The following is a 24,054-nucleotide window of genomic DNA, read 5'->3' as shown; positions in this document are numbered from 1 at the left end:
ATCCGTGCGGGTCTATCTGAGCAAATTCTTCCGGCGCAAGTAACTCAGTTCAACTGGGTTTTGAGGGTGTCCTCTACCACCGCGTCAAAACTGTCGCGGGCGGCTTTGGGCTGCTTGCTCTTTTCACCAGTTACAAAGGCATCACGCTTGGCGACGAGACCGGCGATCTTGTCCTGAAGCGCGCCGCGTTCAGCCACTTTCGCTTTGGTCCACGCCTCGCGCTCGGCAACGCTCTTGCCTTTCAACTCATCCGGCAAATCCTTGTCCGCCATGGTGGAGGTCGCAAGGCCGCCGCTCATCGCATCGGCCACGTAATCGCCAGCCCCGGTCACCACTTCCTTCTTGCTGCGCTTGGCATAGAAGCTGGAGGAATCCAGCGCCACGCTGGGGGCCGCAGCGGCCTTTTCACCCATTTTGCCGGTGATCTCGGCCTTCTGGGCCTGGCTGCCGTAAGGCACCACCGAACCATCCAGCTCACGCTGTAGATGCAGGATCTCGGCATCATAGGGCGTCTCGATGATCACCACGGCGCCACCATCCTGCGGGATGGGGATGTAGCGCCCGCCACCCAGCTGGGCGATGTCCTTCCACACCTGCATCGTATCCTCGGCATCACCGGCCTCGACCGCATTGACGATGATCTTTTTCTGTGCGGCTTCCTTCAGGATGGCCGGATATTTTGTCTCGTTGTAATCCATATGCGGCGGCGCATCGCCCACCAGGAAGACGATGCGGCGGGTATCAGGCCCGGATGTCCATTGCAGGCTGTTGATAGCCTTATCCAGCGCTTCATTGACAGACTCTGGTGTGTCACCCCCGCCATCGGCTTCCACCTTCAGGAGCTTGCCGTAAAGCCCCTGCACGTCTTCGGACAGCGGCGTGGTCTTCACCACATATTCGTCATCGCGGTCGCGGTAGGTGACCAGCGCCATCGAAATATCGGCCTGCGGGTTGGCATCCACGATGCTGCCGGCGATCGACCAGATCTTGCGCTTGGCGCCCTCGATCAGATCCCCCATCGAGCCGGTGCTGTCGAGCACGAAGGCCACCTCCACGCGTTTATAGCCGGCACTGGCTTGCGCCTGTGTGGCCAACATTCCAAGTGCCAGCGCGGGCAAGGCGCACATCTTCAGTTTCAACATGGTCTTCATTGATTTCCTCCGTTCGGTGCCACCCTGGGAAGAAGTCTTGCGGAATGTTCATGTTGCGCTGGAGCCGGATTTCCGGCGGCGGCGTGAATTGATTGTGGCGCTTTGGCGGCTTTTCGAACCTGGCTGGTTTAGTGCGGACAGAAAGCTAGAGTTCCTTCAGTCTCATTTTTTGCCACGTTACCATCATAAACAACAAAGTATTTTGGAGCTGCGGCAGCACAAAATCCTGCTCTCAATTCATCGTCCGGCTTCTCGACCACAACCTTCAAAGTCTGATCTTTGGTCACAATTTTCAACGAGTCTCCAGGCCCCGCTGAAAATGGATTGAAATAAGTCTCCAGACCGGAAATGAAAATACTGGAACTACGCTCAGGACGGCCAATGGTATTGAAGAATGATTGATATTGGCTAAGAATGGCGATGGATTTGGTGTCGTGATAGTTCAGAACGTTCATAAACCATGCACTGCTGAGCGGGAACACAACCAGCAGAATTGAAAATATGACCGAGAACGCTTTCCAGTACATGCCAAGGGAGGCACCAGCAGCAATCACAAAGGCCATGAAAAAATGTGGTGCATAGAGATAGAGCGGATCGCGATGACTGGTTAGCAACAAGGTAGGTCCGAGAAGTGTAACAAAGCCCAAAAGACCCACACCAAGAAGGTGCCGATACTCGGCAGATATGACGCCGGCGATGACAAACGCAAAAGCTGCCGCCACCGCTGGGTAAGGCCCAAAGGCTTCGACGTAAAAGGCGTAAGAGAAATAGAACCAGAGATTACTCACTAACGAAGTGAAATCCAAACGGTAGACGTTGCTTGAACTAGTTAGCAAGTCGCTGTGCATGATCAGAAATGCGTATCTGAGAGCCAGCAAAATCATCACAGCAGCATATGGAACAATATCCTTTGCCAATTGAGCAATCGGCTTCTTTTCGAGCAAAAAGCCAATAGCAAAGATCAAAATAGGCAATCCAACTGAGAACTCTTTGGTTCGCACCGCCAAGAAATATGCCGCGGCACTGGCAAGGATATAGACAAACCGATATTTGTTTTCCCGCAATTGCCATACATATATTGAGACAAGGCACAGTGTCGCCCCAGCCAGATCGAACATGGCAGCGGTCCAATAGACAGCAATATCAGATGCCATCCACGACCCAGCCAGACCGGCAGCTATCAGGGCTACGGTATTTCCGATATGTCTCTTTGAAATGAGATAAAGCAGAACGCAATTGATCCAATGAATGGCGATCTGAAGCAGCAGAAAATATTGGTGGTTCAAGCCAAAGAAATAATAAGCAGCTTTGATTATGACTGCGCCTACGGGCCTGTCGTTATAAGCGGACCGCGGTACTAACGAAAAAATTTCAGAGTAACTTCTGAATTCCGCATTGTAGATCCAATCCCAATCATCTGCCCAAAAAAAATGCCGCACGCTGGATTCGCGATAACAACAATAACCCACAACAGCAACAACCAGCAGGAACAGCGCAGTGTGAAGCGCCTTCGGCTTCAAACTGTTTGGATTTTCAATTTGTGAGATCACTTGTTAGGCCTGCCCCCGCAGCTTCATTTTCAGCAATCCTACTCAGATTTTGGTCTTCGTGGAACTGGTTTGCAAATTTACGAGGCACGAGCCAGTCAAACCAGGTCTTCGAATTCTCGGTTGCTCAGCTCGATTGCGCGGGCTTGAATCCGGCGGCGGGGTGAATTGATTGTGGCGCTTTGGCGGCCATAACCTTACCGCGAGATGGCGGCGTTAACCATTTGGTAACGATTGGATTCCCAAAACCAGCGGTTAATAATACATTAACGCCATGGTGTGGGCGTTGCGTTTGGTGGTTGTTCTGGGGATGTGGATGGGCTGTGCAGGCCTTGTCCAGGCTGGCAATCCTGCCGCCCATCCGGTGCGTGGCAATTTTGATTTCCCTGACCGCAATGCACCGGCCGCCAGGATTTATGGCAAGGCCCTGCCCCCAGTTGGCTATGTTGATTTCTGCGGCCGCGGCGAAAACGAGTGCCAATTCAAATCCGGCAAGGTTGAGCCGCTGATGCTGACCAGCGAGAACTGGGACGCGATTTTCCAGATTAACAAGCATGTGAATACCAAGATCCGCCCGGCCACTGATGTTGAACTCTACGGCTCGCCGGATTTCTGGACCTACCCGGTGTCGGCCGGCGATTGTGAAGACTATGTGCTGCTCAAGAAGCGTTTGCTCGTGGGCCTCGGCTTCAACCCCGAACTTCTTTTGATCACGGTTGTGCTCGACGAAAACCGTGAAGGCCATGCCGTCCTCACCATCCCGACCAACCATGGTGATTTCATTCTCGACAACCGCCGTACGGAAATCCTGCGCTGGGACGAAACCGGCTATATTTTCCTCAAGCGCCAGTCGCAACCTGCTGCCAATGAATGGGTTTCACTGCAAAAAGCCGCGCCGCAGGTTGTGGTTTCGACCAAGGCAAACTGAGGTTGAATTTATCTCATTGAGATAATTCGGTTTTTACGGCTTTATGCCTTCTTAACCATGATTGCCTAACCCCGAAAGGCTATCGGGGAAAAGAGACATGTTTGGTTTCAGCAATCTACAGCGCGACAATGCCAATGTCCTCAGAGCTTTCGACCGATGCCTGGCACTGGTCGAATTCACGCCCGATGGCACCATCCTGGGCGCCAATGAAAAATTCTGCGCCGCGATGGGTTACACCCTCCCCGAGATCGAGGGAAAGCACCACCGCATGTTCTGTGACCAGGACTATGCGAAAAGCGCAGACTATGCTGCCTTCTGGCAAAAGCTGGCCCGCGGTGAGGCCGACACCAACGAATACCTTCGCTATGGCAAGGGCGGCAAAAAACTCTGGATCACCGCCTCCTACAATCCGGTGACCAGCAAATCCGGCAAGGTCTATAAGGTGGTCAAGGTTGTGACCGAAGCCTCGGCCAGCCTTTCGGCCTTCAGTGCCGGCGCAACGGGCCTCGACATGGGCAACGTGCTGAAGGCGCTTGACCACTCCCAGGCCGTCATTGAATTTGAACCGAGTGGCAAAATCCTGTGGGCCAACTCCAATTTCTGCGCGGCCATGGGCTATGAGCTTGCGGAAATTCAGGGCCAGCACCACAGCCTGTTTTGCCCTGCTGATTATGCGGCCAGCGGAGAATACCGCACATTCTGGAAGGACCTGGCCAGCGGCGCATTCCATTCGCAGCAATATATGCGCCTGGGCAAGGGCGGCCGCGAAATCTGGATTCAGGCCACCTACAACCCGGTCCGCGATCCCGCCGGCAAAGTTTACAAGGTGGTGAAAGTTGCAACCGACATCACCGGCCGTGTCGCTTCCGTTAACATGATCGGCGAAGGCCTGCGCCAGCTGTCGCAGAACAATCTCGATTTCCGCGTTGACGAAATGAAAGACAGTGCTTTCGATGTGCTGCGCGAAAACTTCAACCACTCCATCGAACACCATTGCACCACCATGCTGAATGTGACCATTGCGGCAAATTCAATTGATGGCCTGATCCATGAAATCGCCAACGCCTCCGACGATCTCTCAAAGCGCACCGAACAGCAGGCGGCTGCAGTTGAACAAACCAACGCTGCGCTCACTGAAGTTCTGAACACGGTGAAGGATTCATCGCAACGCGCGCATATTGCCAATGACGAAGCCAACAAGGCCGGTGCAGTGGCAACGCAGTCGGGCGTGGTGATGGCCGAGGCCGTGAAGGCCATCAACAAAATCGCAAAAAGCTCAACCGAAATCAGCCAGATCATCGGGGTGATCGACGAGATTGCTTTTCAGACAAATCTGCTGGCGCTCAATGCCGGTGTTGAAGCCGCGCGTGCAGGTGATGCCGGCCGCGGTTTTGCGGTGGTGGCACAGGAAGTGCGATCACTGGCACAGCGCTCCGCGCATGCCGCAAAGGAAATCAAGACATTGATTTCCGGAAGCTCGGAACAAGTGCGCGAGGGCGTGGCGCTCGTGGATAAATCTGGCAAGGCGCTGGCCGAAATCGTGGTCAAGGTCGCTGAGATCAGCACGCACATTGCCGAAATCGCCAGTACATCAAAGCAGCAGGCGCACAGCCTTTCCGAGGTGGTGACCGCCGTCAACCAAATGGATTCGATGACCCAGCGCAACGCCGCGATGGTCGAGCAATCGGCATCGGCGGTGGCCAACGTGAAAAATGAAACCCGGAACCTGGCCGAACTCGTCGGCCAATTCAAACTTTCCGATCGCCATCAGACAAACCGGCCTGACCCTGTGGGGCAACAGCTGGACTACCTCGCCCGTAGTTTGAAAAGCGCGTGATTGGAACGCGATGCTACAGACTTGAGTTGTAGCTCAAATCGGCCATTTGGTCGGAATTTCGCTAGCTGGCCCGTCGAACACCAGTCGAACATGTTGATTTTGCAACCAGATTGACGTTTACCATTCGTTAAACAACCGGAAATAGTTTCGTTGACATTCAAAGTGCTCGCCTCACGCGAGTTACTGAAGGGGATGTCAGATGCTGGGATTTTCGCAACACGCTCACAAAGACGCCGAACAGGCGCTCAAAAGATTGGCCGATACGGTGGCCATCATTGAATTCGATGCAACCGGAAACATCGCATGGGCCAATGACCCGTTCTGTCGCGCTATCGGATATCCACTTTCAGAGTTGCAAGGTAAGCACCACCGCATGCTCTGCGATCCTGTTTATGTCGCAAGCCCTGCCTATTCTGCCTTCTGGCAAAAGCTGGGAAGCGGCGAGGCTGATGCGGGGGAATATCTACGCGTCAGCAAAAGTGGCCGCTCCATTTGGGTCAAGGCCACCTATAATCCCATCAAGGATAAGACAGGCCGGGTCACCAAGGTGGTGAAGCTCGTAACCGAAGCCAACCCTGCCCGCTCCGCCTTTGAGCCTGGCGGGAACCGGCAGGACATGCAAAACGTGCTCTCTGCACTGGGCCATTCCACCGCGGTCATTGAATTTGATCCAAGCGGAAACATCATCTGGGCCAATGACAATTTCTGCAATGCCATGGGCTATCAGCTTTCCGAATTGCGTGGCCAGCATCACCGCTTGTTCTGCCCGCCTAATTATGCCGAAAGCGCGGACTATGTGGCCTTCTGGCAGAAACTGGGTGCTGGCCAGTTCGATGCCAATCAATATATGCGCCTTGCCAAGGGCCGTCGTGAAGTCTGGATTCAAGCCAGCTACAATCCGGTGAAGGATGAAACGGGCCGCACTTATAAAGTGGTCAAGATCGCATCCGACATCACCGCGAATGTGAATTCGATGAACGCCATCAGCGGCGCATTGATGGCGCTGGCCAGCAACAATCTCACCCACCGCATCACTGAGACGCTGACAGGGTCGCTTGAGGCCTTGCGTGATCCAATCAATGACTCGGCTGAAAAGCACGAAGCCTCAATGTTGACGGTCAAGAACACTGCCACCCATATCAAGGACGCACTGATCGAGGTATCCTCGGCTTCCGAAGATCTGGCCAGGCGCACGGAACACCAGGCTGCCGCCGTGGAGGAAACCACCGCAGCCCTGAGTGAAGTGGTTCAGGCCGTGAGGATCAGTTCGGAACGCGCCAGCGTGGCCCACGGTGAGGCAGCCAATGCCAAGCAGGCGGTTGAGCATTCCAGCAATGTGATGAAGCAGGCTGTTGGTGCAATGGACAACATTGCCCAAAGCTCCACCAAGATCACCCAGATCATTGGCGTGATTGACGAGATCGCTTTCCAGACCAATCTGCTTGCGCTGAATGCGGGGGTTGAAGCTGCGCGTGCCGGAGATGCCGGGCGTGGCTTTGCTGTTGTAGCACAGGAAGTCCGCTCGCTGGCGCAGCGTTCTGCTGAAGCAGCGCGTGAAATCAAGAAGCTGATTTCCGAAAGCACGTCACAGGTCAGTCATGGTGTATCCCTCGTGAACAAGACGGGTGACGCACTCACCGACATTTCCACCAAGGTGACCAACATTGACGCACTTGTTGCCGAAATCTTTTCAAAGTCGCAGATGCAGAGTTCATCGCTAGGCGAAGTCGCCACAGCGATCAACGAGATCGGCCAAACAACCCAGCGCAACGCCGCCATGGTGGAAGAAACAACTGCAGCCATCAGCAGGCTGAATGGCCAGTCACGGCGACTGGCCGATCTTGTGGGTGCTTTCAAATTTAGCAATTCTCCTGACACCAGCAATGCAGTGCACGGCCAACAGGACAAATTGGAACGCGCGTTGCGCAGCGCCTGAGCGCGGAGTTGTTCGTGCAAACAAAAAAGCCCGCAGCAATGCGGGCTTTTTCAATTGAAGAGTTCTTTAAGCCGCTGCGGCGGCTTCCACCGGAATAGCAATCACCGCCACTGTGTCATCGCCTTCCATTGCCATGGTCAGCTTGAGGCTCGAAGCCTCGGCCAGCAAAGCGGAGTAATAAGGCTGCACCAGGCGCGCATCGAGATTCACCAGATCAGCCGTGCCATCAAGTGCTGAAGCCAGGCCTTCATTGATCTTGGCGCGCTCGCCCTTTGCCTTGATCGTAAACGACCGGCCTTCGGCAGCAACAGTCACCACGCCACCGCGCGGAATGCCGGCAATCGCCATCAGCAGCATGTTGAGCAGCAGCTTCACTTCCTGCTTCGGGCGGTTTTCACGCGCCACGCTCCATTCCAGTTTCACCTTGTCGGTGCCGACGAAAGCCTGCGCCACGTCGCCAGCCTCGCCCATGTCGATGAACGAACCGGCAGAGCCTGAAGCGCCAAACGCGATACGGCAGAATTTCAATTTGGCGGTCGCCGTGCGCGCCGAAGACTTCACCATTTCAAAGGCGGTCTGCTTCATTTCCGCATCGGTCTCGGGATCTTCCATCAGCTCAAGCCCGTTGGCGATCGCACCCACTGGTGAGATCACGTCATGGCACACGCGCGAGCACAGAAGGGCCGCAAGGTCGAGGTCGGAAATGCGCTTGGAACTGGTCATGGTTTCACCATCGGATGGTTGCTGATTCGCCTATCTATAACAGAGTTCTTTTGCATGCGCCGCATTGACGAGGCGGCCTAAGATTGCGATCAGTGGCACATGACAAGTTTCACGCAAGACCTTCAATCGCTTGGTTTGATCGCCCATGAAGCCGCCAAAAAAGTGATGGAAATCTACAACTCTGATTTCACCACGGAAACCAAGGCCGATGCCTCGCCCGTCACCGCCGCTGACACGGCTGCGGAGGCCATCATCCTCAAGGGACTGGCACAGCACTTCCCCGACATCCCGGTGATTGCCGAGGAAGAGGCGGCCGCCGGGAAAATCCCCGCCATCGGATCGCGCTTCTTCCTTGTCGATCCTGTCGATGGCACGCGCGAATTCATTTCCCGCAACGGCGAATTCACCGTCAATATCGGACTCATCGAAAATGGCGTCCCAATCATGGGCGTGGTCTATGCCCCTGCGCTTGATGAACTTTATATGGGCGCCACCGGCCATGGCGCCTTCCGCGGCAAGATCAATGTGGGCGAAAGCTTCCCCGGAATGATGGAAGCCATCGCCACCCGCGCCTGCCCGGCGGAAGGCCCGGTGATCCTGGCCAGCCGCTCGCACCGCGACCCGGAAACCGAAAGCTTCATCGCGGCGCAAAAGCCCTCCGCCATCAACAATGCCGGGTCATCGCTGAAATTCTGCCGCCTGGCGGAAGGTGCTGCTGATCTTTACCCGCGTTTTGGCCGCACCATGGAATGGGACACCGCCGCCGGCCACGCCGTGCTGCTGGCCGCTGGCGGCCAGATGGCAAAGGCTGACGGCACGCCGTTCCTCTATGGCAAGCAGGGCTTTGCCAATCCACCCTTCGTGGCGCGGGGGCGCTGAGAACCCCTCATCCGCCTGTCGGCACCTTCTCCCACAAGGGGAGAAGGCGGCCCGCTGCGAGGTTTCAAATAGATCCCCTTCTCCCCTCGCGGGAGAAGGTGCCCGAAGGGCGGATGAGGAGGCCTGCTCCCCGCCCGCATTAAATTTCCTCTTCATTAACCAAGTTGAAATCGCTTGGTGCCAAAACCTCATCTCGGACGGATTTTTGCCCTGCTTTGGCCGCGACTGGCCTTTACCTGCAGGGCTCAGTTGATGTGAGGGTTCCATGAAGAAGTTCATTTCCAGCTTGGCGCTGGCTTCGGTGATCGGTCTTTCGGCGGTAGCAGCCCACGCTGGCCAGCTCACCACTGGCAGCGTGTCAAAATCAGAATCTTCCAGCACTTATTCCGCTGAGGAAATCGCGGCCCAGGGCCACCAGTTCTTCGGCAAGACCTCCCGCGGCCTGGCCGAGGCAATTGAATTTGTCTTCCGCGAACAGGGCCAGCCCTCAGCTTACATTGTGGGCGAAGAAGGTGCCGGCGCCATTGTCGGCGGGCTCCGCTACGGCGAAGGCACCATCTATTACAAGAACGGCGCCAAGAAGCACATTTTCTGGCAAGGCCCTTCAATTGGCTGGGATTTCGGTGGCAACGGCTCGCGCACCATGACGCTGGTCTATGGCTCGCAATCGCCTGAGGATCTTTACACCCGCTTCGGCGGCGTTGAAGGTGCAGCCTATCTGATCGGCGGCCTGGGCGTGAACTTCGCCCGCAAGGATCAGATCACCCTGGCCCCGATCCGCACCGGCGTGGGCGCACGCCTGGGTGCCAATATCGGCTATACAAAATACTCGCCGAAAGCCACCTGGAACCCCTTCTGAAGCGGAATGACTTTTCTTCGAAAAGTCATTCTCGCCTAGTCTATTCCAGCTCTCCCCACCCTTCCATTAACCGCGACCTTCGCAAAACCGTCGCTTTTGCGTTCATAAACTGTTAACGAGTGCTGGCTGGAACAAGGCTTGCAGAAGTTGGCATTATTGTTCGCGTAATGTGTCGGGTGGTGTGAAATGTCTCAAACAGAGACGCTGATGGTTCTGGGGCTGGGCGCAGCCGTTACCCTTGTTCTCGTACTTTTGTTCGGACGTGTGCTGTGGAGCTGGGCGGTTGCCGCTTCCACCAGGCGCAACGCCAAGCAGGTTCCCATTGAAATGCTGGAGATGCAGGCCGACCGTGACCGCCTGCGCGCCGAGCACGCCATCATGGCGCGCAAGCTTGATCTGCGCCTTGATGACATCAAGATCCGCATGGCGGAGCAGATGGCCGAAGTTTCGCGCAACCGCAACCGCGTGCAGTCGCTGCTGCAGGACATCCAGCAGAAAGACAATGCGCTGAAGATGAAGAGCCAGGAGAATGAAAATCTCCAGTCACAGCTTGAAACCTCGCGTGCCGAAATTGATGCGGCCCACCGCACCATTGAAACCCTGAACGCCGATGCACGCCGCCATGACGCTGATCTCTCGCGCCTGCAGGACGCATTTCGCAAGCTGAATGGCAAATTGCGTGACCGCCAGCAGGCGGTGGGCGATCTGAATTTGGAAATCCGCGCTGCATTGGACAATGTATCGATCAACGACATTGTCTCGCCTGCGGCCCCGACGGTTGTCACGCCGATGCCGGAACCTGAAGCGGCTTCCAGCCGCGTGCGACAGCGTACCGCCGAGATTACCTCGATATCCGCTGACATGAACCGCTCCAGCGAAAGCTTGATGACCGGCATTTTCATGCCGGAGCCCACCAAGGTGGCCCCGCTGGCTGAAACCGTGACCAACCGTCTTCAGGAGAAGATGGACCAAACCGCTTCGATGAATGACGATCTGCAGCGCGAGCTGCGCGAAATCGACCAGCTGATCGGCCAGAGCGTGCCACATGATCCGCAGCCGCAAGCCAAGCGCGTCGGCGCAGTGGCCAATGTCATCTCGCTGGCCCAGCGCATCCGCGCCTTGCAAAAGGGCTTCGACGAGTAATTTGATAGTCGTTATCCCGGCGCAAGCCGGGATTTCACAACGGGCCGCCTGCGTCCCAGCCACAGCCAGGCCGCAACTGCGCCCAGCGGCAAGACCCAGCCCATCCACGCATCGCAGGCATAGAACGTGTCGAAATGGCGCCGGCTCCCGTAGAGGGCCCAGAGCGCGAGGTAGATGCGGAAGAATACCGCACCCGACGTAACGGCTGCCATCATCAACATGGCCGCCCGGTGCTGCGCCACCCTGCCCCGCCTGATGTTCCAGATGCCGATGGCCAGCAGCGCCAGCCACACCACACCCTGCATGGCAAAACCTGCGCCTGCCATCGGCGTGACCGGATAAGTCAGTGCTACCGGGATTGCCGTCACTCCCGCAATCAAGACATCGGCAGCAGCAACGCGCCCGGCAATCTTGTGCCAGCGCGTGCGCCGCATGAAAATCGCCAGCGGCACCAAGAGCAGCGACAGGCCGCCGGTCAGCATGTGCACCGGGAAAATCACCGGCAGAGCTTCCAGCTTGATGGCGAGCGCCTCGGGGAAATCATTGCCATCAAAAGCCACCGCCATGGCCTTCAGCGCGGTGGAAATGACAAACAGGCCGATCCCTGCTAGGATCAGGATAAGGGGCACTCGCCAAATTGCCATATTCACTGGCAAAATTCGGCTCATCGGGAGGTTACCATGATGTTTCACCTGTCTCGCCGTCACTCTATCCTGCTTTCGGTTCTGGGCCTAGCCGCACTCAGTGGCGCCACCATGGCACGCGCCGAAGGCCCGTCCATTTTCGGCCGCTGGACGGTGAGTGACGAGAAGCCCGCCTTCTCCGCCAAGGGCAAACTCTACAAGACGATTGATGTGGCCCCCTGCAGCGCCGACTTCTGCGGCGTGAGCGTGAGCGACAAGGGCGCGTGCGGGCCCACGCTGTTCCGCTTCTTCACGGCGCATGCCAAGGACGAAGAATTGACCGGCCATGGCATGTGGGGCAGCGCGAAGAAGAAGCTGATGATTTATATGTCTACTGTTGACGACAAGCCGCAAATGCTGCTGGGCGTGGGTGCGGACGATTTCAATTTCGAAGCGCGCGACGGATCCATGGCGTCGTTCCAGGCCAATTACAAAACCACCGGCAGCGCCAGCTGCACGGCAAAATAATCAAGGGAGAGTTTGATGAGAAATATTCTGCGCCACGCCATTCTGGGCGTTAGCCTTTTAGTTGCTGCAACCAGTGCAGCCAAATTCGCCAATGCCGATGAAAGCCCGTTCTTCGGCCGCTGGACCGTGCCGGACAAGAACGAAAAGTTTTCTTCGAAAGGCCTGATGTACAAGACCTTCGACGTGGCCCCCTGCACCAATGATTTCTGCGGCGTGAGCGTGGGTGAAGATGGCACTTGTGGCCCAACCCTGTTCCGCTTCCTCACCGCGCATGACCATGAGGAAATGCTCAAAGGCCACGGCCTGTGGGGCAATGTGAAGAAGAACATCGAAATTTCTAGCTACGTGAACCCCGACACCAAGGAAGGCGAGCTCACGGTCGATGTGGGCGATGGCCACGATTTCGGCAGCCGCGAAGGTTCAATGCCGACTTACGATGCGACTTATAAAAGAGTAAGCGCTGCAACCTGCACTGCGAAGTAGCAATCACCCTCTCCCGCCTTTCGCGGCGGGAGAGAGTTTTCAATTTAATGCGACAGCAACACGGCTCGATCAATATTCTGCATCACATGGCGCGTGGTACCGCCGAAGATCATCTCGGAAAAGCGGCTGTGGCCGTAGCATCCAATGACGATCAATCCGGCACCATAGTCACGCGCGCACCGCAGTAGCGTCTCGCCGGTATTGCGTGACTCTGCCCCCAACCGCTGGATTTCGGGATTGATGCCGTGGCGTGAAAGGTTCTCGGCAAGTCCAGAACCGGGGATTTCACCATCGGGGCCAGCACCTACCGTGCAGATGCTTACCCGTTTGGCCTTGATCAACAGCGGCAAGGCATCAAATACAGCACGCGAAGACTCCCGGCTGCCGTTCCAGCCCACCACCACATCGTCGAAGTTCAGGTTTAGTGTACCCTTTGCCGGCAGCGCCAACACCGGGCGGCCAGCGGCAATGGCCACGCGTTCCAGCATGTCAGTTTCAACTGGTTCATCTGAATCATCACGCAACGCCGCCATGATGATCAAATCGCAATCGCGCGCGGTGGCCACCACAGTGTCGGTGATGTCGGGCACTTCCGATTCAAGCTCGATGAAATCATAGGTGAGCCCATTGCTCTTCATCGCCTGCTCGAATTGCGCACGCACTTTGGCTTGGCGGTCCTTGAAGAAGGTCTGGTTGCCGTCGAACACTACCGGAGAAATGGTGTAAGATTCCGCCCCGTAAACCGTGGCGGCTGGGATGACATAGAGCCCCCGAACGTGTGCGCCGAACTTTGAACCTACACTCACTGCCGCATCCAGCAGGCGTGGCAGTGCTGCAATTTCGTTGAGGCAAAGCATGATGGTTTTGTAGCCCATGGTGTCTCTCCTTCTGGAAAAGCTCGCGACCAGTTTGGAGGTGCCATTCTGCTGAAGCCTTGATCCACCTCAAACGAACTGAATTTTGCCGCCGATCGAGCGCTATTGCGTCAACGATCTGCACTGATGCAAGTTCCGCCCGGCGTTTGATGCAAAGCCGCCCCACCGCCACTCTAGATTTTGCGCCGCACAATTGCACCGCATTGCAGCAGGCTTTTAGCCCAAAATTTCGGCATATTTTAAATTGCCTAATATTTAGTCGTATTTTTATATAACAATTTCAATATGATAGAAATTCACCAACTGGCACGCCCCTTGCGTAGGGATCAATGCGTTAACAGAGGGATAACAAATGACCACACGCAGGGGACTACTCAGATCAGCGGTTGCTTTTGGCGCCGTTGCGGCCACCATGGGCATGCCGCAATTCGCATTCGCAGCTGGCGAAACCATCAAGGTCGGCATTCTTCACTCACTCTCGGGCACCATGGCCATCAGCGAAACCACGCTGAAGGACGTCATGCTCATGCTGATCGACCAACAGAACGCCAAGGGCGGCCTGCTGGGCAAGAAACTGGAAGGCGTGGTCGTTGACCCGGCTTCGAACTGGCCGCTGTTTGCCGAAAAGGCTCGCGAGCTGATTTCCAAGGACGGTTGCGTCGCCACCTTCGGCTGCTGGACCTCAGTGTCCCGCAAGTCGGTGCTGCCGGTATTTGAAGAGCTGAACAGCCTGCTCTTCTACCCGGTGCAATATGAGGGCGAAGAAAGCCAGAAGAACGTGTTCTACACTGGCGCTGCGCCGAACCAGCAAGCCATTCCGGCGGTTGATTACCTCGCCGCACAAGGCGTGAAGCGCTGGGTTCTGGCCGGCACCGACTATGTCTATCCGCGCACCACCAACAAGATCCTTGAAACCTATCTCAAGGACATCCTGAAGGTTGCTCCGGAAGACATCATGATCAACTACACGCCATTCGGTCATTCCGATTGGCAGTCGATCGTGTCGGACATCAAGAAGTTCGGCTCGGCCGGCAAGAAGGCCGCTGTGGTTTCAACCATCAACGGCGATGCCAACGTGCCCTTCTACAAGGAACTCGGCTCGCAAGGCGTCAAGGCCACCGACATTCCGGTTTGCGCCTTCTCGGTTGGCGAAGAAGAACTCGCCGGCATCGACAAGAAGCCTCTCGTCGGCCATCTGGCCGCCTGGAACTACTTCATGTCGGTGGATACGCCGATCAATGCCGCCTTCATCAAGGATTGGCAGACCTATACCAAGAACCCGAAGCGCGTCAGCAATGACCCGATGGAAGCCCACTTCATCGGCTTCAACATGTGGGTTGAGGCTGTCACCAAGGCCGGTACCACCGACACCGATCCGGTGCTGGATGCCATCATCGGCGTGACGGTTCCAAACCTCACCGGCGGTTACTCGGCCATGCTGCCGAACCACCACATCACCAAGCCGGTGTATATCGGCGAAATCCAGGAAAGCGGCCAGTTCGATATCGTCTGGCAGACGCCTGGTCTCGTGGCCGGTGACGAATGGTCTGACTTCCTTCCCGGTTCGAAAGACCTGATCTCGGATTGGCGCAAACCCATGTCTTGCGGAAACTTCAACGTGAAGTCCGGCAAGTGCGGTGGCGCTACCTAGTCGACATCAGCCCGGACTTTGGTTTCCTCCCGGAGCCGGGCTGATCTTCCATCTGGCGGTTTCCTCAAGGCCGTCAGACTTCCGGGGCCCGTTCACACCTCCTCCCGTGGATGGGCCCCGCCCAATTCTTCTCAGTGGACCAAGATGCAGAAGATTTTAATCAGTATACTGATGGTTTTTGCCCTGCTCTGCGGGGCTGCTTCTGCCTGGGCTGGCACCACCGATCTGGTGAATGCGCTGGGACCAGGTGATTTCAAGGCGCGCGAACAGGCGATTGCGGCATTGGCCGCATCGGGTGATCCTGCCGCCGTGCCGGTGCTCGATGCCCTCGATGCCGGCAAGCTTTACATGCGCAAGGCCGACAAGGTGGTTTTCATCATCAAGGATGACGCCGATCCCGCCACACTGATTGATCCCGCCACCGGGCAGGATGCAGGCACGGCACCCAAGGCCACGCTCGAAAAGGTAAAGGTCAACAACGCGCTGCGCGGTGTGATCAGTTCGGCCAAGGGTGGCCTCACATTGTTCAGTCCTGATGTGGCTACGCGTAAAGCCGCTGCCGCGAATATCCTGAAAGCCGGTGATGCTTCTGCCGTAGATACGCTGGAAAAGGCCATCGCTGCCGAGAAAGATCCATCCGCACTCGCCTTGATGAAGCAGGCCTTCGCTGCGGCCGTGCTGAATTCTTCACGCCCCGATGCCGACAAGCTGGCGGCTATTGAAACCTTGAAAGAGGTTGGAGACCGCGACACTGCCGCTCTCCTCGCACAAGTGGCCAATTCTGCCGAAGAACCTGTTAAGTCCGCCGCTGCAGCGGCTGCCGCTTCTATTCAGAGTGGCCTCGCGTCGTGGACACTGGTGCAGAATTTCTGGTACGGCATCTCACTCGGTTCAGTTCTTCTGCTCGCCGCTATCGGCCTTGCCATCACCTTTGGCGTGATGGGTATCATCAATATGGCGCATGGCGAGCTGGTCATGGTCGGCGCCTACACCGCTTACGTCACGCAACAAGTGGTCACCGCCTACATTCCCGGCGCAGCGGATTACGCACTGCTCATTTCCGTGCCATCGGCCTTCATCGTCACTGGCCTTCTGGGCATGGCGATTGAACGCACCATCATCCGCTTCCTCTATGGCCGCCCGCTGGAAACCTTGCTCGCGACTTTTGGTCTCTCGCTGGTTCTCCAACAAGCGGTACGCTCGCTGTTCGGCCCCACTAACAAGGATGTTTCAGCCCCTAGCTGGATGGCGGGTTCCATCGACATCACCAACGGCCTGTCGCTCACCATGAACCGCATCGTGATCGTGGCTTTCACCGCCGTGATCTTCTTCGGGCTGATGCTGCTGATGAAGCGCTCACCCATTGGCTTGCAAATGCGCGCCGTGACCCAGAACCGCCCGATGGCGCGCGCCATGGGCATCAAGGCCGCCTGGGTTGATACGCTCACCTTCGGCCTCGGCTCCGGCATCGCGGGATTGGCCGGTGTCGCGCTCACGCAAATTGATAATGTGAGCCCTAATCTCGGACAGAATTACATCATCGACAGCTTCTTGGTCGTTGTATTCGGTGGTGTGGGCAATCTCTGGGGCACTTTGGCTGGTGCCATGGCCCTGGGGATTGCCAATAAATTTCTTGAGCCCTTTGCCGGTGCGGTGCTGGGCAAGATCATCATCCTGATCTGCGTGATCCTCTTTATCCAGAAGCGGCCACGCGGCCTGTTTGCGATCAAGGGACGCTGGGTGGAATCATGAGCGCACCCGCTGCCGATAAATTGCTGGATCGGCCTGCCATCATTTTCACTGGCCTTCTTCTGGTGCTGGCGGTGCTGGTGCCTGTGCTCAACCTCGTCATTCCGGAAACCAGCGGCTTTCACTTCCCCGATTATGGCGTCACGCTGGTGGGAAAATATCTCTGCTACGCGCTGCTCGCCCTCTCCGTCGATCTGGTCTGGGGCTATTGCGGCATCTTGAGCCTGGGCCATGGCGCGTTCTTCGCGCTCGGCGGCTACGCGCTCGGCATGTACATGATGCGCCAGATCGGCGCGCGCGGTGTGTACGGCAATGCCGACCTGCCGGACTTCATGGTCTTCCTGAACTGGAAGGAACTGCCCTGGTACTGGTACGGCTTCAACTGGTTCCCGTTCGCCGCCTTCATGGTGATGCTGGCACCCGGCTTGCTGGCACTGGTCTTCGGTTGGTTCGCCTTCCGCTCGCGCGTCACCGGTGTTTATCTTTCGATCATCACCCAGGCGATGACATACGCCTTGCTGCTGGCCTTCTTCCGCAACGACATGGGCTTTGGCGGCAATAACGGCCTCACCGATTTCAAGGACATTCTGGGCTTCCCGGTTCAAGCCGCGACCACCCGCGCTGTGCTGTTTGCACTCTCTGCGCTAGCACTCGCAGGCTGCTTCATCATCGCCCGCGTGATCGTGCTGTCGAAACTGGGCTGGGTGCTGGCCGGCATCCGCGATGCCGAAGCGCGCGTACGCTTCCTTGGTTACCGGGCCGAGAACTACAAACTCTTCGTCTTCGTGGTTTCCGCGGTGATGGCCGGAATTGCCGGGGCACTTTATGTGCCACAAGTCGGCATCATCAATCCCGGCGAATTCGCGCCGACCAATTCGATTGAAGCAGTGATCTGGGTGGCCCTCGGCGGGCGCGGCACATTGTGGGGTGCGGCTTTGGGTGCCGTCGTCGTCAATGCTGCCAAGAGCTGGTTCACCGGCGTGCTGCCGGAAGCCTGGCTCTATGTTTTGGGCGCGCTATTCATCGCCGTCACCCTGTTCATGCCCAAGGGCCTGGCCGGAACCTTCGCGGGATGGTCCAAACTGAAGAAGCGCGCCGCAGCTGCTGCTGAACTCAAGCCGGAGCCTGCGGAATGATCCCTGCCGAAACCAAAACCCTGGGCGAGACCCTGCTCTATCTCGAAGACGTAAGCGTCTCCTTCGATGGATTCAAGGCGCTGAACAAATTGGCGCTCGATGTGAAGCGCGGCGAAATGCGCGCCATCATCGGCCCCAATGGTGCGGGCAAATCCACCATGATGGATGTGATCACCGGCAAGACGAGGCCAGACGAAGGCCGCGTGATGTTCGGCAATATCGACCTCACCAAGCATGATGAAGCCGCCATCGCCAATCTCGGCATCGGCCGCAAATTCCAGAAACCCACCGTGTTTGAAAACCACACGGTGTGGCGCAATCTGGAACTGGCGCTGAAAGCCAACCGCTCGCCCTTCGCGGCCTTGAACTGGAAAGCTGCTGCGGCTGATAAAAAGAAGATCGAAGAAAACCTCGCGCTCATCAATCTGGAAGAACAGCAGAACATCCGCGCCGGAGGTCTGAGCCACGGCCAGAAGCAATGGCTGGAAATCGGCATGCTTCTGATGCAGGAGCCGGAGCTTTTGCTCGTCGATGAGCCGGTGGCCGGCATGACCGACGCTGAAACCGCCAAGACGGCTGAGCTGTTGAAACGCATCGCAGGCGAAAAATCCGTAGTGGTGGTAGAGCACGACATGGATTTCATCAACGCGCTCGGCGTACGTGTCACTGTGTTGCATGAAGGCTCGGTTCTGGCCGAAGGCTCGCTCGAAAACGTGCAGAAAAACGAACGCGTGGTTGAAGTCTATCTGGGGCGCTGAGAGATGTTGGAAGCAAAATCAGTCAACCTGTTCTACGGCGCCAGCCAGGCGCTGAAGGATGTATCGGTGTCCGCCTCGCCCGGCAAGATCACCTGCATCCTCGGTCGCAACGGCACCGGCAAGACCAGCCTCATTCGCGCCATTGCCGGCCAGGCCGCAGCACGCGGCGGAAGCATTATGTTTGACGGCAAGGACATCACCAAGCTTCCCGCCGACAAGCGTGCCCGCGCCGGCATCGCTCTGGTGCCGCAGGGCCGCGAGATTTTCTCCAGCCTCACCGTGGAGGAAAACCTGAAAACCGGATTTGCTGGCCTCGCCCGCAAGGAGCGCAACATTCCCGACGAAATCTACGAGCTGTTCCCCGTGCTGAAATCCATGCTCCACCGGCGCGGCGGCGACCTCTCCGGCGGGCAGCAGCAGCAATTGGCCATTGGTCGCGCGCTGGTGATGCGCCCCAAAGTTCTGCTGCTCGACGAGCCCACTGAAGGCATCCAGCCCTCAATCATCAAGGACATTGAGCGCGTCATCGCGATGCTGCGCGACCGGGGCACCATGTCGATCATCCTGGTCGAGCAATATTTCGATTTCGCCCGCAGGCTGGCGGACAATTTCATTATCCTCAACCGTGGCCGCGTGATCCATTCCGGCGACGGAGCGGCATTGCAGGATGAAAAGGCCAGAACGATGGTGATGGTGTAGGCGACAAAATCGCGCCACACACCAAACATTCAGATTTTTGAAGTGGCGCTCCCTACGGGACTCAAACCCACGCCGTGACACAGTCCCACAATCCTTGATTTTCCCAGCTACTTTGCCTAACACTTGGGTAAAGTAGTTGGGTAAAGTGAATGGGTAAAGAACCTAAACTCGATAAGTATCTCGAACGTCGAGGAAACACGCAATGGTACATCCGAGGCATCAGAGAAGACCTTCGAGCTTGGGTTCGTCCACCGCATCATGGCAAGTCGAACTACAGGGTTAATCTCAGAATAGAAAGTAGAGTGCAGGCACGAGCTATGTTGCCGACGCTCAACGCTGACTATGACTACGAACTGCAACTGGCTAAGGTCGCACGAGATGGCGGTGATCTGGCACCTCTTCACCGCGAGGCGCTCGGCATCCGCACCTTTGCTCTCGAAAACACAGAGACAGGCGAAACCACCGATCCGGACACATTGGAAGGTTTGGGGCAAACCAATCAGGACATCGCGGAGGATATTGCCCGTGACCGCGCCGAGCAGATTGAGAAGCAATACGGCCCCGCGGCGGCAAAGAAGTTCTACAGCACCGCGACAGCCACCCGCAGCGTTGTGCCTATCGACGAGTATCTACACAAGTTCAATGCTGAAAAGCCTGCTGAGACACACACCATCTACCGCCGGAAGATGGCCATCACTAACCTCAAGAACTGGAAACCAGAGGTTTCGATAAACGGCTATACGCGTTCGCTAATGAGAGACTACGTCGAGAAGCAGCTCATGCCGGGCAGAAGGGCGGGGACGGTCAACTCTGACTTGGGAGTGTTAGGCCAGTATTGGCACTGGCTAATGGACAAGGGCTACATGATGGAAGGTCCGGTCTATTGGTCGAAGTTCCGACTGCAGAAACAGCGCAAGAGTATCGAGGATAAGGAGCGGGCGTTTAATGATCAGGAGATGAAGCGCCTGTTCTGTGGTAATCTACAGATGCGCCCGGACCTCCTCGAACACTCGACTACTGCTGCTCTTACAGGAGCGCGACAGAACGAGGTAGGTGAGTTGCGTGTTGGTGATTTGAACTTCGTTGCCAAGACAATCCACCTTCCCGGCGAGAAGACAGCCGCCGCAGACCGCACTATCCCTCTTCACCCTGATCTCTTTCCAATGCTCAAAGAGCGATGCAAGGGTAAGACCGAACGAGACTATGTCTTCCACGAGTTGCCCATACGCAAATCGAGTGACCTCAAGTCGCGGTCCTCACCCATCTCTAAGGCTTTCACACGGTTCCGACGCAGTGTTGGCGTGGGCTTCGGCAAAGATCGAACAGATAGGTCTCCCGTGAACTTCCACAGTTTCCGCCGCTGGTTCTCTAAGGAGCTTCTGGAACATGAAGCGCCCGCTGACCTCGTTGACTTCATCTGCGGGTGGACATCGGGCAGCATGAGAGAAACCTACGCTTGGACTGCAGACCGAAAGCGTCAAGCACGTCAGTTCATAGAGAAGGTAAAGCTGCCCAAACGATAACACCGTTGCACTGCATGGTCGTCGAACTATGATGTTGCGCAATGCAAAGCCAGTTCTCTCTCTTTGTTTTGAAAGCGCTTGTTGATACCATCACAGGCGGTCGCGCACAGGGCTATGGTGGTTCGAGCGATGAGCCACCTATCGGGCACTACCGAAGCCTACCAGGCATCCAGCAGTTCATGTTGGGTTGCAACATTCCTATGCCTCCGGCAATTGGATCGCGACTCCCAGCCGCAACGGCTGCCCTTAACGACGCTGCCAACGGTGCCAATGGCCATGAACTGATCACCAACGCCATTGTGACGGTATGCGACCCTCGGGGCTATCCCAGAGACCCGGAAAAAGCAGCGGCGGTAAGAGAGCACTTAAACAATGCTCTTGAGGCTGACGGCTTCACCGTTACGATTGTTAACGGCAAGGCCCTCCTCGTCGCCCGCCAAGCTGGGGGCGTGATTGTTGGGAATATCGTTACAAAGGCAACGACACTCAACTTCGACACAGTCGAAAACGAGATCGCCCGTGCTCTTGTCAACCTCACCAGCGATCCAGAAGACGCGGTCACAGCCGCATGTTCCCTTTTGGAGGCGGTCTTTCGGTCCATCTTGATTGAACTAGACCTAACACTACCACCGAAGAAGGACATAGACGGTCTGTGGAAAGCGGTGCAACAACCGCTGCAGCTTTCTCCGGGACTCTCGGGTCTACCGACCGTGATAGAGCAGGACATGCGCCAAGTACTTGGAGGCTTGAACACCGTGGTGTCTGGTATCGGGGCCTTGCGCACACATGCAGGCGATGCACACGGGCGTGAGAAGGGATATCAGCGCATCGAACCGGCTATTGCTCGATTTGCGGTTAACGCAGCTGGAACCGCCGCACTGTTTATTATTGAGACATGGGAAAGGCTTCAGAAACGTTCTCTCCCGCTGCACCACAGTCCAACACAAGACTAACCGCGCCTATGCCTGCCCACAGTCGACTGCACGACCTTGACGGTCTCGGGGTTTGGATGGTGCAGTTGAAGTAGTTCTCGTGCCAATGCCTCTCCGCCATCTTGATCTGCTTTTGGCCCTATGATGATTTGAGACAGACAACCGGGATCAACGGAACGCCAGTCAAAGGCTCTGTACTCGATAGCGGCACCGCCCATTGGATCGGGACGCAGCCTCACGTCAGTTGGTTTCGCATCTATGCTGAACAAGTTCTGAAACCTGTATTCTCTTTCCGCGCTCCATTGTCTTGCTTTGAAGAACATCGCGAAGCGAACAATAGCTAACAGATGCACCACAGCCAGTTCGTTGTAGTAAGCATCTAGAGACGGCTGTGCCAATACGCCCATTCGAAGAGGTGCCAGCAGCGGGGCAATCAGGTCCAAAATCTCGCCCTGCAGTCTGGCGGCTATCGCGCGGTCATAGGTGACAGGGAACGTATTGTTATTCTCTATCGGCACACCGTTTGCTTGCGTGAACGCCACTTCTAACCTCATAGCATCGAACGCAAGCGCAAAGCCTCTAGAACTGGCACCATACAGTCGCCATTGCCTCTCACTTTCCTCCTGGCCTGTTAGGCTACAGATGTAAAAGTTCCCCACGTTTTCCATCGGATGGGTTCTCCGGAACCTAGCGATATTGCCAGCGTAACCACGGAACAAATCCGGGTCCTTGCGACCGCGCTCGATCAACTCGTCAAAGGCTACGTTAATGCCATGTCTTATTTCTTTTTTGTCGTTCTGGCGAAAGACGTCCGAACAGAAGAGAGTACCACTTCCAAGTATGCCCCGAAGTCCGCCCTCCCCTGTGTAGTGATAGAGCAGCGGCGGCAGTGGACGAGCCTCGATCTCAGCTAAGAACCGACGAAGTACTTCTCCTGTTGCCGCTTCGAACTCATCAAGACTTTGCAGTAGATACTGCGGAAGCTTTGCTCTCAGCTGCAGCTCGTAGAGGTTTACTGGTGCGGTCATTCGTCATCCAAAATCACAAAAAAATGTGAAGCCTCAATCAAAGGCTGCCCATGGCGCTTCACCCCCCCATGGCCCCGCCCCCCGTTTGTCCGCCTTTTGAGGCTTGGGCTATTGGGCATTGAGAAGTCTTTTGAGCTCCGCCATAGCCAACGGAACCTCCGGTTTCTCAGCCTTTCGATGTGCCATCCTATGACATCGTGGGCACAGAATAGCGTAGCTGTCGATGGTGCTTATCCGTGGACCAGTGGCGAGCGGTTGCAGATGGTGTGCATCGAACATTCCCCTCACTTCGTCGGCATAGGCACAAGCCTCGCAAGTGTACTTGCCCCCGTTTTGAGTGAGGTTACGTGCTTTTGCCGCTAGAGCCGCTTTGCTACTTCTTTCAAGCACAGTAGTTTCTTTTGCTCTCCGCTTACCCTCCTCCTCAGAAATCTGAGGGTAAAGAGTGTAGGAGCGATCTAGCTTTCCCGGGTCTCGAAAGAACGCAGGCGGAGCCATGTCCCAACGCCGCCGCAGTTCGCACTGATCCAACGCGTCCCACAGCTCCTTCATTCGATCATCATGAAAAACTACGCCGTCGAACGCGAAGGTCAATATCCTCATGTCATCCAAACCGAGGTCATCGACAAGTCGAGGCATGCCAACAATCTCATAAACTTCGGTAAGCACGATTGCGGCTGGCCACTGCATCAAGCGCCTGTAGGTAGCGGGTGTCTTCACAAAGGCTTCAGTCTTGCCGAAGCATCCCGTCGCTTTGACAACTTCGATTGCGCGACCTCTGTAGCCCGCCTGTACGTCGTGGCCGCCACCGACTGTCACGAAGTACGGCCTTTCGAGCGCCTTCTTTGCAACCGTCTCAGCGTGGGAAAAGTAAGATGACTTGTTTGGGTCTATCCCAACAGCACCGAAGCACATCACAGCTTCCGGACCGAGGCTTGGACCATAGACGGCTTTCGCCCCCATCAGTTGATCAACCGTGGAAACAAGGTCTTTCAGTTTCATGAGTCTATTTCCCCAGACTCACCGAGCTAATCATCCTGCGATAACGGGCGCAATATCGCATTCC

Annotated in this window: 22 protein-coding genes; 15 read left to right on the top strand and 7 right to left on the bottom strand. The window is 56.4% G+C overall.

The window, feature by feature from the left end:
- Positions 1-44: 44 nt before the first annotated feature.
- Both F8B91_RS01080 and F8B91_RS01075 read right to left on the bottom strand, forming a co-directional pair.
- Complete coding sequence (locus F8B91_RS01080; RefSeq protein ID WP_196501873.1) at positions 45-1,151, bottom strand: vWA domain-containing protein; 1,107 nt, start codon at positions 1,149-1,151, stop codon at positions 45-47.
- A gap of 128 nt (positions 1,152-1,279) precedes the next feature.
- Positions 1,280-2,701: a glycosyltransferase family 39 protein gene (locus F8B91_RS01075; protein ID WP_196501872.1), complete on the bottom strand. Its 1,422-nt coding sequence runs from the start codon at positions 2,699-2,701 to the stop codon at positions 1,280-1,282.
- Between the two features lie 292 nt (positions 2,702-2,993).
- Here F8B91_RS01075 and F8B91_RS01070 point away from each other — a divergent pair, with 292 nt between their 5' ends.
- The 3 genes from F8B91_RS01070 to F8B91_RS01060 all read left to right on the top strand — a co-directional run bounded on the left by F8B91_RS01070 (position 2,994) and on the right by F8B91_RS01060 (position 7,399).
- Positions 2,994-3,626, top strand: coding sequence for a transglutaminase-like cysteine peptidase (locus F8B91_RS01070; RefSeq protein WP_348641781.1), 633 nt, complete (start codon positions 2,994-2,996; stop codon positions 3,624-3,626).
- A gap of 97 nt (positions 3,627-3,723) precedes the next feature.
- Complete coding sequence (locus F8B91_RS01065) at positions 3,724-5,463, top strand: methyl-accepting chemotaxis protein (protein WP_196501870.1); 1,740 nt, start codon at positions 3,724-3,726, stop codon at positions 5,461-5,463.
- A 199-nt stretch (positions 5,464-5,662) separates the two neighbouring features.
- On the top strand, positions 5,663-7,399 hold the full coding sequence (locus F8B91_RS01060; protein WP_196501869.1) for a methyl-accepting chemotaxis protein: 1,737 nt from the start codon (positions 5,663-5,665) through the stop codon (positions 7,397-7,399).
- 66 nt (positions 7,400-7,465) lie between these two features.
- Here the strand turns inward: F8B91_RS01060 and chpT are convergent, their stop codons facing one another.
- Entirely contained in the window at positions 7,466-8,122 is a 657-nt protein-coding gene (gene chpT / locus F8B91_RS01055) for a histidine phosphotransferase ChpT (protein ID WP_196501868.1), read from the bottom strand.
- Positions 8,123-8,221: 99 nt separating this feature from the next.
- Here chpT and cysQ point away from each other — a divergent pair, with 99 nt between their 5' ends.
- The 3 genes from cysQ to F8B91_RS01040 all read left to right on the top strand — a co-directional run bounded on the left by cysQ (position 8,222) and on the right by F8B91_RS01040 (position 11,003).
- The gene (cysQ, locus tag F8B91_RS01050; protein WP_196501867.1) at positions 8,222-9,001 is read left to right on the top strand and encodes a 3'(2'),5'-bisphosphate nucleotidase CysQ; all 780 of its coding nucleotides are present in this window, start codon (positions 8,222-8,224) and stop codon (positions 8,999-9,001) included.
- Positions 9,002-9,266: 265 nt separating this feature from the next.
- Complete coding sequence (locus F8B91_RS01045; protein WP_196501866.1) at positions 9,267-9,860, top strand: DUF1134 domain-containing protein; 594 nt, start codon at positions 9,267-9,269, stop codon at positions 9,858-9,860.
- 186 nt (positions 9,861-10,046) lie between these two features.
- Entirely contained in the window at positions 10,047-11,003 is a 957-nt protein-coding gene (locus F8B91_RS01040; protein WP_196501865.1) for a hypothetical protein, read from the top strand.
- Positions 11,004-11,014: 11 nt separating this feature from the next.
- Here F8B91_RS01040 and F8B91_RS01035 read toward each other — a convergent pair whose 3' ends face one another.
- A complete protein-coding gene (locus F8B91_RS01035) occupies positions 11,015-11,632 on the bottom strand; it encodes a DUF2306 domain-containing protein (protein ID WP_196501864.1) in 618 nt (205 codons plus the stop codon).
- A gap of 51 nt (positions 11,633-11,683) precedes the next feature.
- Between F8B91_RS01035 and F8B91_RS01030 the strand changes: the two genes are divergently transcribed.
- Positions 11,684-12,154, top strand: coding sequence for a hypothetical protein (locus F8B91_RS01030; RefSeq protein ID WP_196501863.1), 471 nt, complete (start codon positions 11,684-11,686; stop codon positions 12,152-12,154).
- 15 nt (positions 12,155-12,169) lie between these two features.
- Positions 12,170-12,637, top strand: a complete 468-nt coding sequence (locus F8B91_RS01025; RefSeq protein ID WP_196501862.1) for a hypothetical protein — start codon at positions 12,170-12,172, stop codon at positions 12,635-12,637.
- A 44-nt stretch (positions 12,638-12,681) separates the two neighbouring features.
- On the opposite strand, the gene F8B91_RS01020 is transcribed toward F8B91_RS01025, so the two are convergent.
- Positions 12,682-13,512, bottom strand: coding sequence for a universal stress protein (locus F8B91_RS01020; protein ID WP_196501861.1), 831 nt, complete (start codon positions 13,510-13,512; stop codon positions 12,682-12,684).
- A gap of 412 nt (positions 13,513-13,924) precedes the next feature.
- Between F8B91_RS01020 and urtA the strand changes: the two genes are divergently transcribed.
- The 7 genes from urtA to F8B91_RS00985 all read left to right on the top strand — a co-directional run bounded on the left by urtA (position 13,925) and on the right by F8B91_RS00985 (position 21,981).
- The gene (gene urtA, locus F8B91_RS01015; protein ID WP_196503852.1) at positions 13,925-15,163 is read left to right on the top strand and encodes an urea ABC transporter substrate-binding protein; all 1,239 of its coding nucleotides are present in this window, start codon (positions 13,925-13,927) and stop codon (positions 15,161-15,163) included.
- 144 nt (positions 15,164-15,307) lie between these two features.
- On the top strand, positions 15,308-16,915 hold the full coding sequence (gene urtB, locus F8B91_RS01010; protein ID WP_196501860.1) for an urea ABC transporter permease subunit UrtB: 1,608 nt from the start codon (positions 15,308-15,310) through the stop codon (positions 16,913-16,915).
- Positions 16,912-18,048, top strand: a complete 1,137-nt coding sequence (gene urtC, locus F8B91_RS01005) for an urea ABC transporter permease subunit UrtC (RefSeq protein WP_196501859.1) — start codon at positions 16,912-16,914, stop codon at positions 18,046-18,048. The genes urtB and urtC overlap by 4 nt, the downstream gene beginning before the upstream one ends.
- Entirely contained in the window at positions 18,045-18,806 is a 762-nt protein-coding gene (gene urtD, locus F8B91_RS01000; protein ID WP_196501858.1) for an urea ABC transporter ATP-binding protein UrtD, read from the top strand. The genes urtC and urtD overlap by 4 nt, the downstream gene beginning before the upstream one ends.
- 3 nt (positions 18,807-18,809) lie before the next feature.
- Positions 18,810-19,505, top strand: a complete 696-nt coding sequence (gene urtE, locus F8B91_RS00995; RefSeq protein WP_196501857.1) for an urea ABC transporter ATP-binding subunit UrtE — start codon at positions 18,810-18,812, stop codon at positions 19,503-19,505.
- A 317-nt stretch (positions 19,506-19,822) separates the two neighbouring features.
- Positions 19,823-21,028: a tyrosine-type recombinase/integrase gene (locus tag F8B91_RS00990; RefSeq protein ID WP_196501856.1), complete on the top strand. Its 1,206-nt coding sequence runs from the start codon at positions 19,823-19,825 to the stop codon at positions 21,026-21,028.
- 41 nt (positions 21,029-21,069) lie between these two features.
- The gene (locus F8B91_RS00985) at positions 21,070-21,981 is read left to right on the top strand and encodes an abortive infection family protein (protein ID WP_196501855.1); all 912 of its coding nucleotides are present in this window, start codon (positions 21,070-21,072) and stop codon (positions 21,979-21,981) included.
- Here the strand turns inward: F8B91_RS00985 and F8B91_RS00980 are convergent.
- Positions 21,978-22,988, bottom strand: coding sequence for a DUF2971 domain-containing protein (locus tag F8B91_RS00980; protein ID WP_196501854.1), 1,011 nt, complete (start codon positions 22,986-22,988; stop codon positions 21,978-21,980). The two genes, F8B91_RS00985 and F8B91_RS00980, sit on opposite strands and share 4 nt — an antisense overlap.
- A 108-nt stretch (positions 22,989-23,096) precedes the next feature.
- Positions 23,097-23,990 (bottom strand): HNH endonuclease, encoded by an 894-nt coding sequence (locus F8B91_RS00975; protein ID WP_196501853.1) that lies wholly within the window; start codon positions 23,988-23,990, stop codon positions 23,097-23,099.
- Positions 23,991-24,054 lie beyond the last annotated feature (64 nt).

Source organism: Aestuariivirga litoralis, from assembly GCF_015714715.1.
Lineage (GTDB): Bacteria > Pseudomonadota > Alphaproteobacteria > Rhizobiales > Aestuariivirgaceae > Aestuariivirga > Aestuariivirga litoralis_A.
Note: the sequence above shows the minus strand (reverse complement) of the source record. Positions and strands in the feature narration are given on the sequence as shown.

Bases quoted from the DNA above. Each gene is read 5' to 3' on its own strand.
- F8B91_RS00975 (WP_196501853.1), bottom strand. From the start codon at position 23,990: ATGAAACTGAAAGACCTTGTTTCCACGGTTGATCAACTGATGGGGGCG.
- urtD (WP_196501858.1), top strand. From the start codon at position 18,045: ATGATCCCTGCCGAAACCAAAACCCTGGGCGAGACCCTGCTCTATCTC.
- cysQ (WP_196501867.1), top strand. From the start codon at position 8,222: ATGACAAGTTTCACGCAAGACCTTCAATCGCTTGGTTTGATCGCCCAT.
- F8B91_RS01045 (WP_196501866.1), top strand. From the start codon at position 9,267: ATGAAGAAGTTCATTTCCAGCTTGGCGCTGGCTTCGGTGATCGGTCTT.
- urtB (WP_196501860.1), top strand. From the start codon at position 15,308: ATGCAGAAGATTTTAATCAGTATACTGATGGTTTTTGCCCTGCTCTGC.
- urtC (WP_196501859.1), top strand. From the start codon at position 16,912: ATGAGCGCACCCGCTGCCGATAAATTGCTGGATCGGCCTGCCATCATT.
- urtA (WP_196503852.1), top strand. From the start codon at position 13,925: ATGGGCATGCCGCAATTCGCATTCGCAGCTGGCGAAACCATCAAGGTC.
- F8B91_RS01030 (WP_196501863.1), top strand. From the start codon at position 11,684: ATGATGTTTCACCTGTCTCGCCGTCACTCTATCCTGCTTTCGGTTCTG.
- F8B91_RS01080 (WP_196501873.1), bottom strand. From the start codon at position 1,151: ATGAAGACCATGTTGAAACTGAAGATGTGCGCCTTGCCCGCGCTGGCA.
- F8B91_RS01020 (WP_196501861.1), bottom strand. From the start codon at position 13,512: ATGGGCTACAAAACCATCATGCTTTGCCTCAACGAAATTGCAGCACTG.
- F8B91_RS00990 (WP_196501856.1), top strand. From the start codon at position 19,823: ATGTTGCCGACGCTCAACGCTGACTATGACTACGAACTGCAACTGGCT.
- F8B91_RS00980 (WP_196501854.1), bottom strand. From the start codon at position 22,988: ATGACCGCACCAGTAAACCTCTACGAGCTGCAGCTGAGAGCAAAGCTT.
- F8B91_RS01060 (WP_196501869.1), top strand. From the start codon at position 5,663: ATGCTGGGATTTTCGCAACACGCTCACAAAGACGCCGAACAGGCGCTC.
- F8B91_RS01040 (WP_196501865.1), top strand. From the start codon at position 10,047: ATGTCTCAAACAGAGACGCTGATGGTTCTGGGGCTGGGCGCAGCCGTT.
- F8B91_RS00985 (WP_196501855.1), top strand. From the start codon at position 21,070: ATGCAAAGCCAGTTCTCTCTCTTTGTTTTGAAAGCGCTTGTTGATACC.
- chpT (WP_196501868.1), bottom strand. From the start codon at position 8,122: ATGACCAGTTCCAAGCGCATTTCCGACCTCGACCTTGCGGCCCTTCTG.
- F8B91_RS01065 (WP_196501870.1), top strand. From the start codon at position 3,724: ATGTTTGGTTTCAGCAATCTACAGCGCGACAATGCCAATGTCCTCAGA.
- F8B91_RS01025 (WP_196501862.1), top strand. From the start codon at position 12,170: ATGAGAAATATTCTGCGCCACGCCATTCTGGGCGTTAGCCTTTTAGTT.
- urtE (WP_196501857.1), top strand. From the start codon at position 18,810: ATGTTGGAAGCAAAATCAGTCAACCTGTTCTACGGCGCCAGCCAGGCG.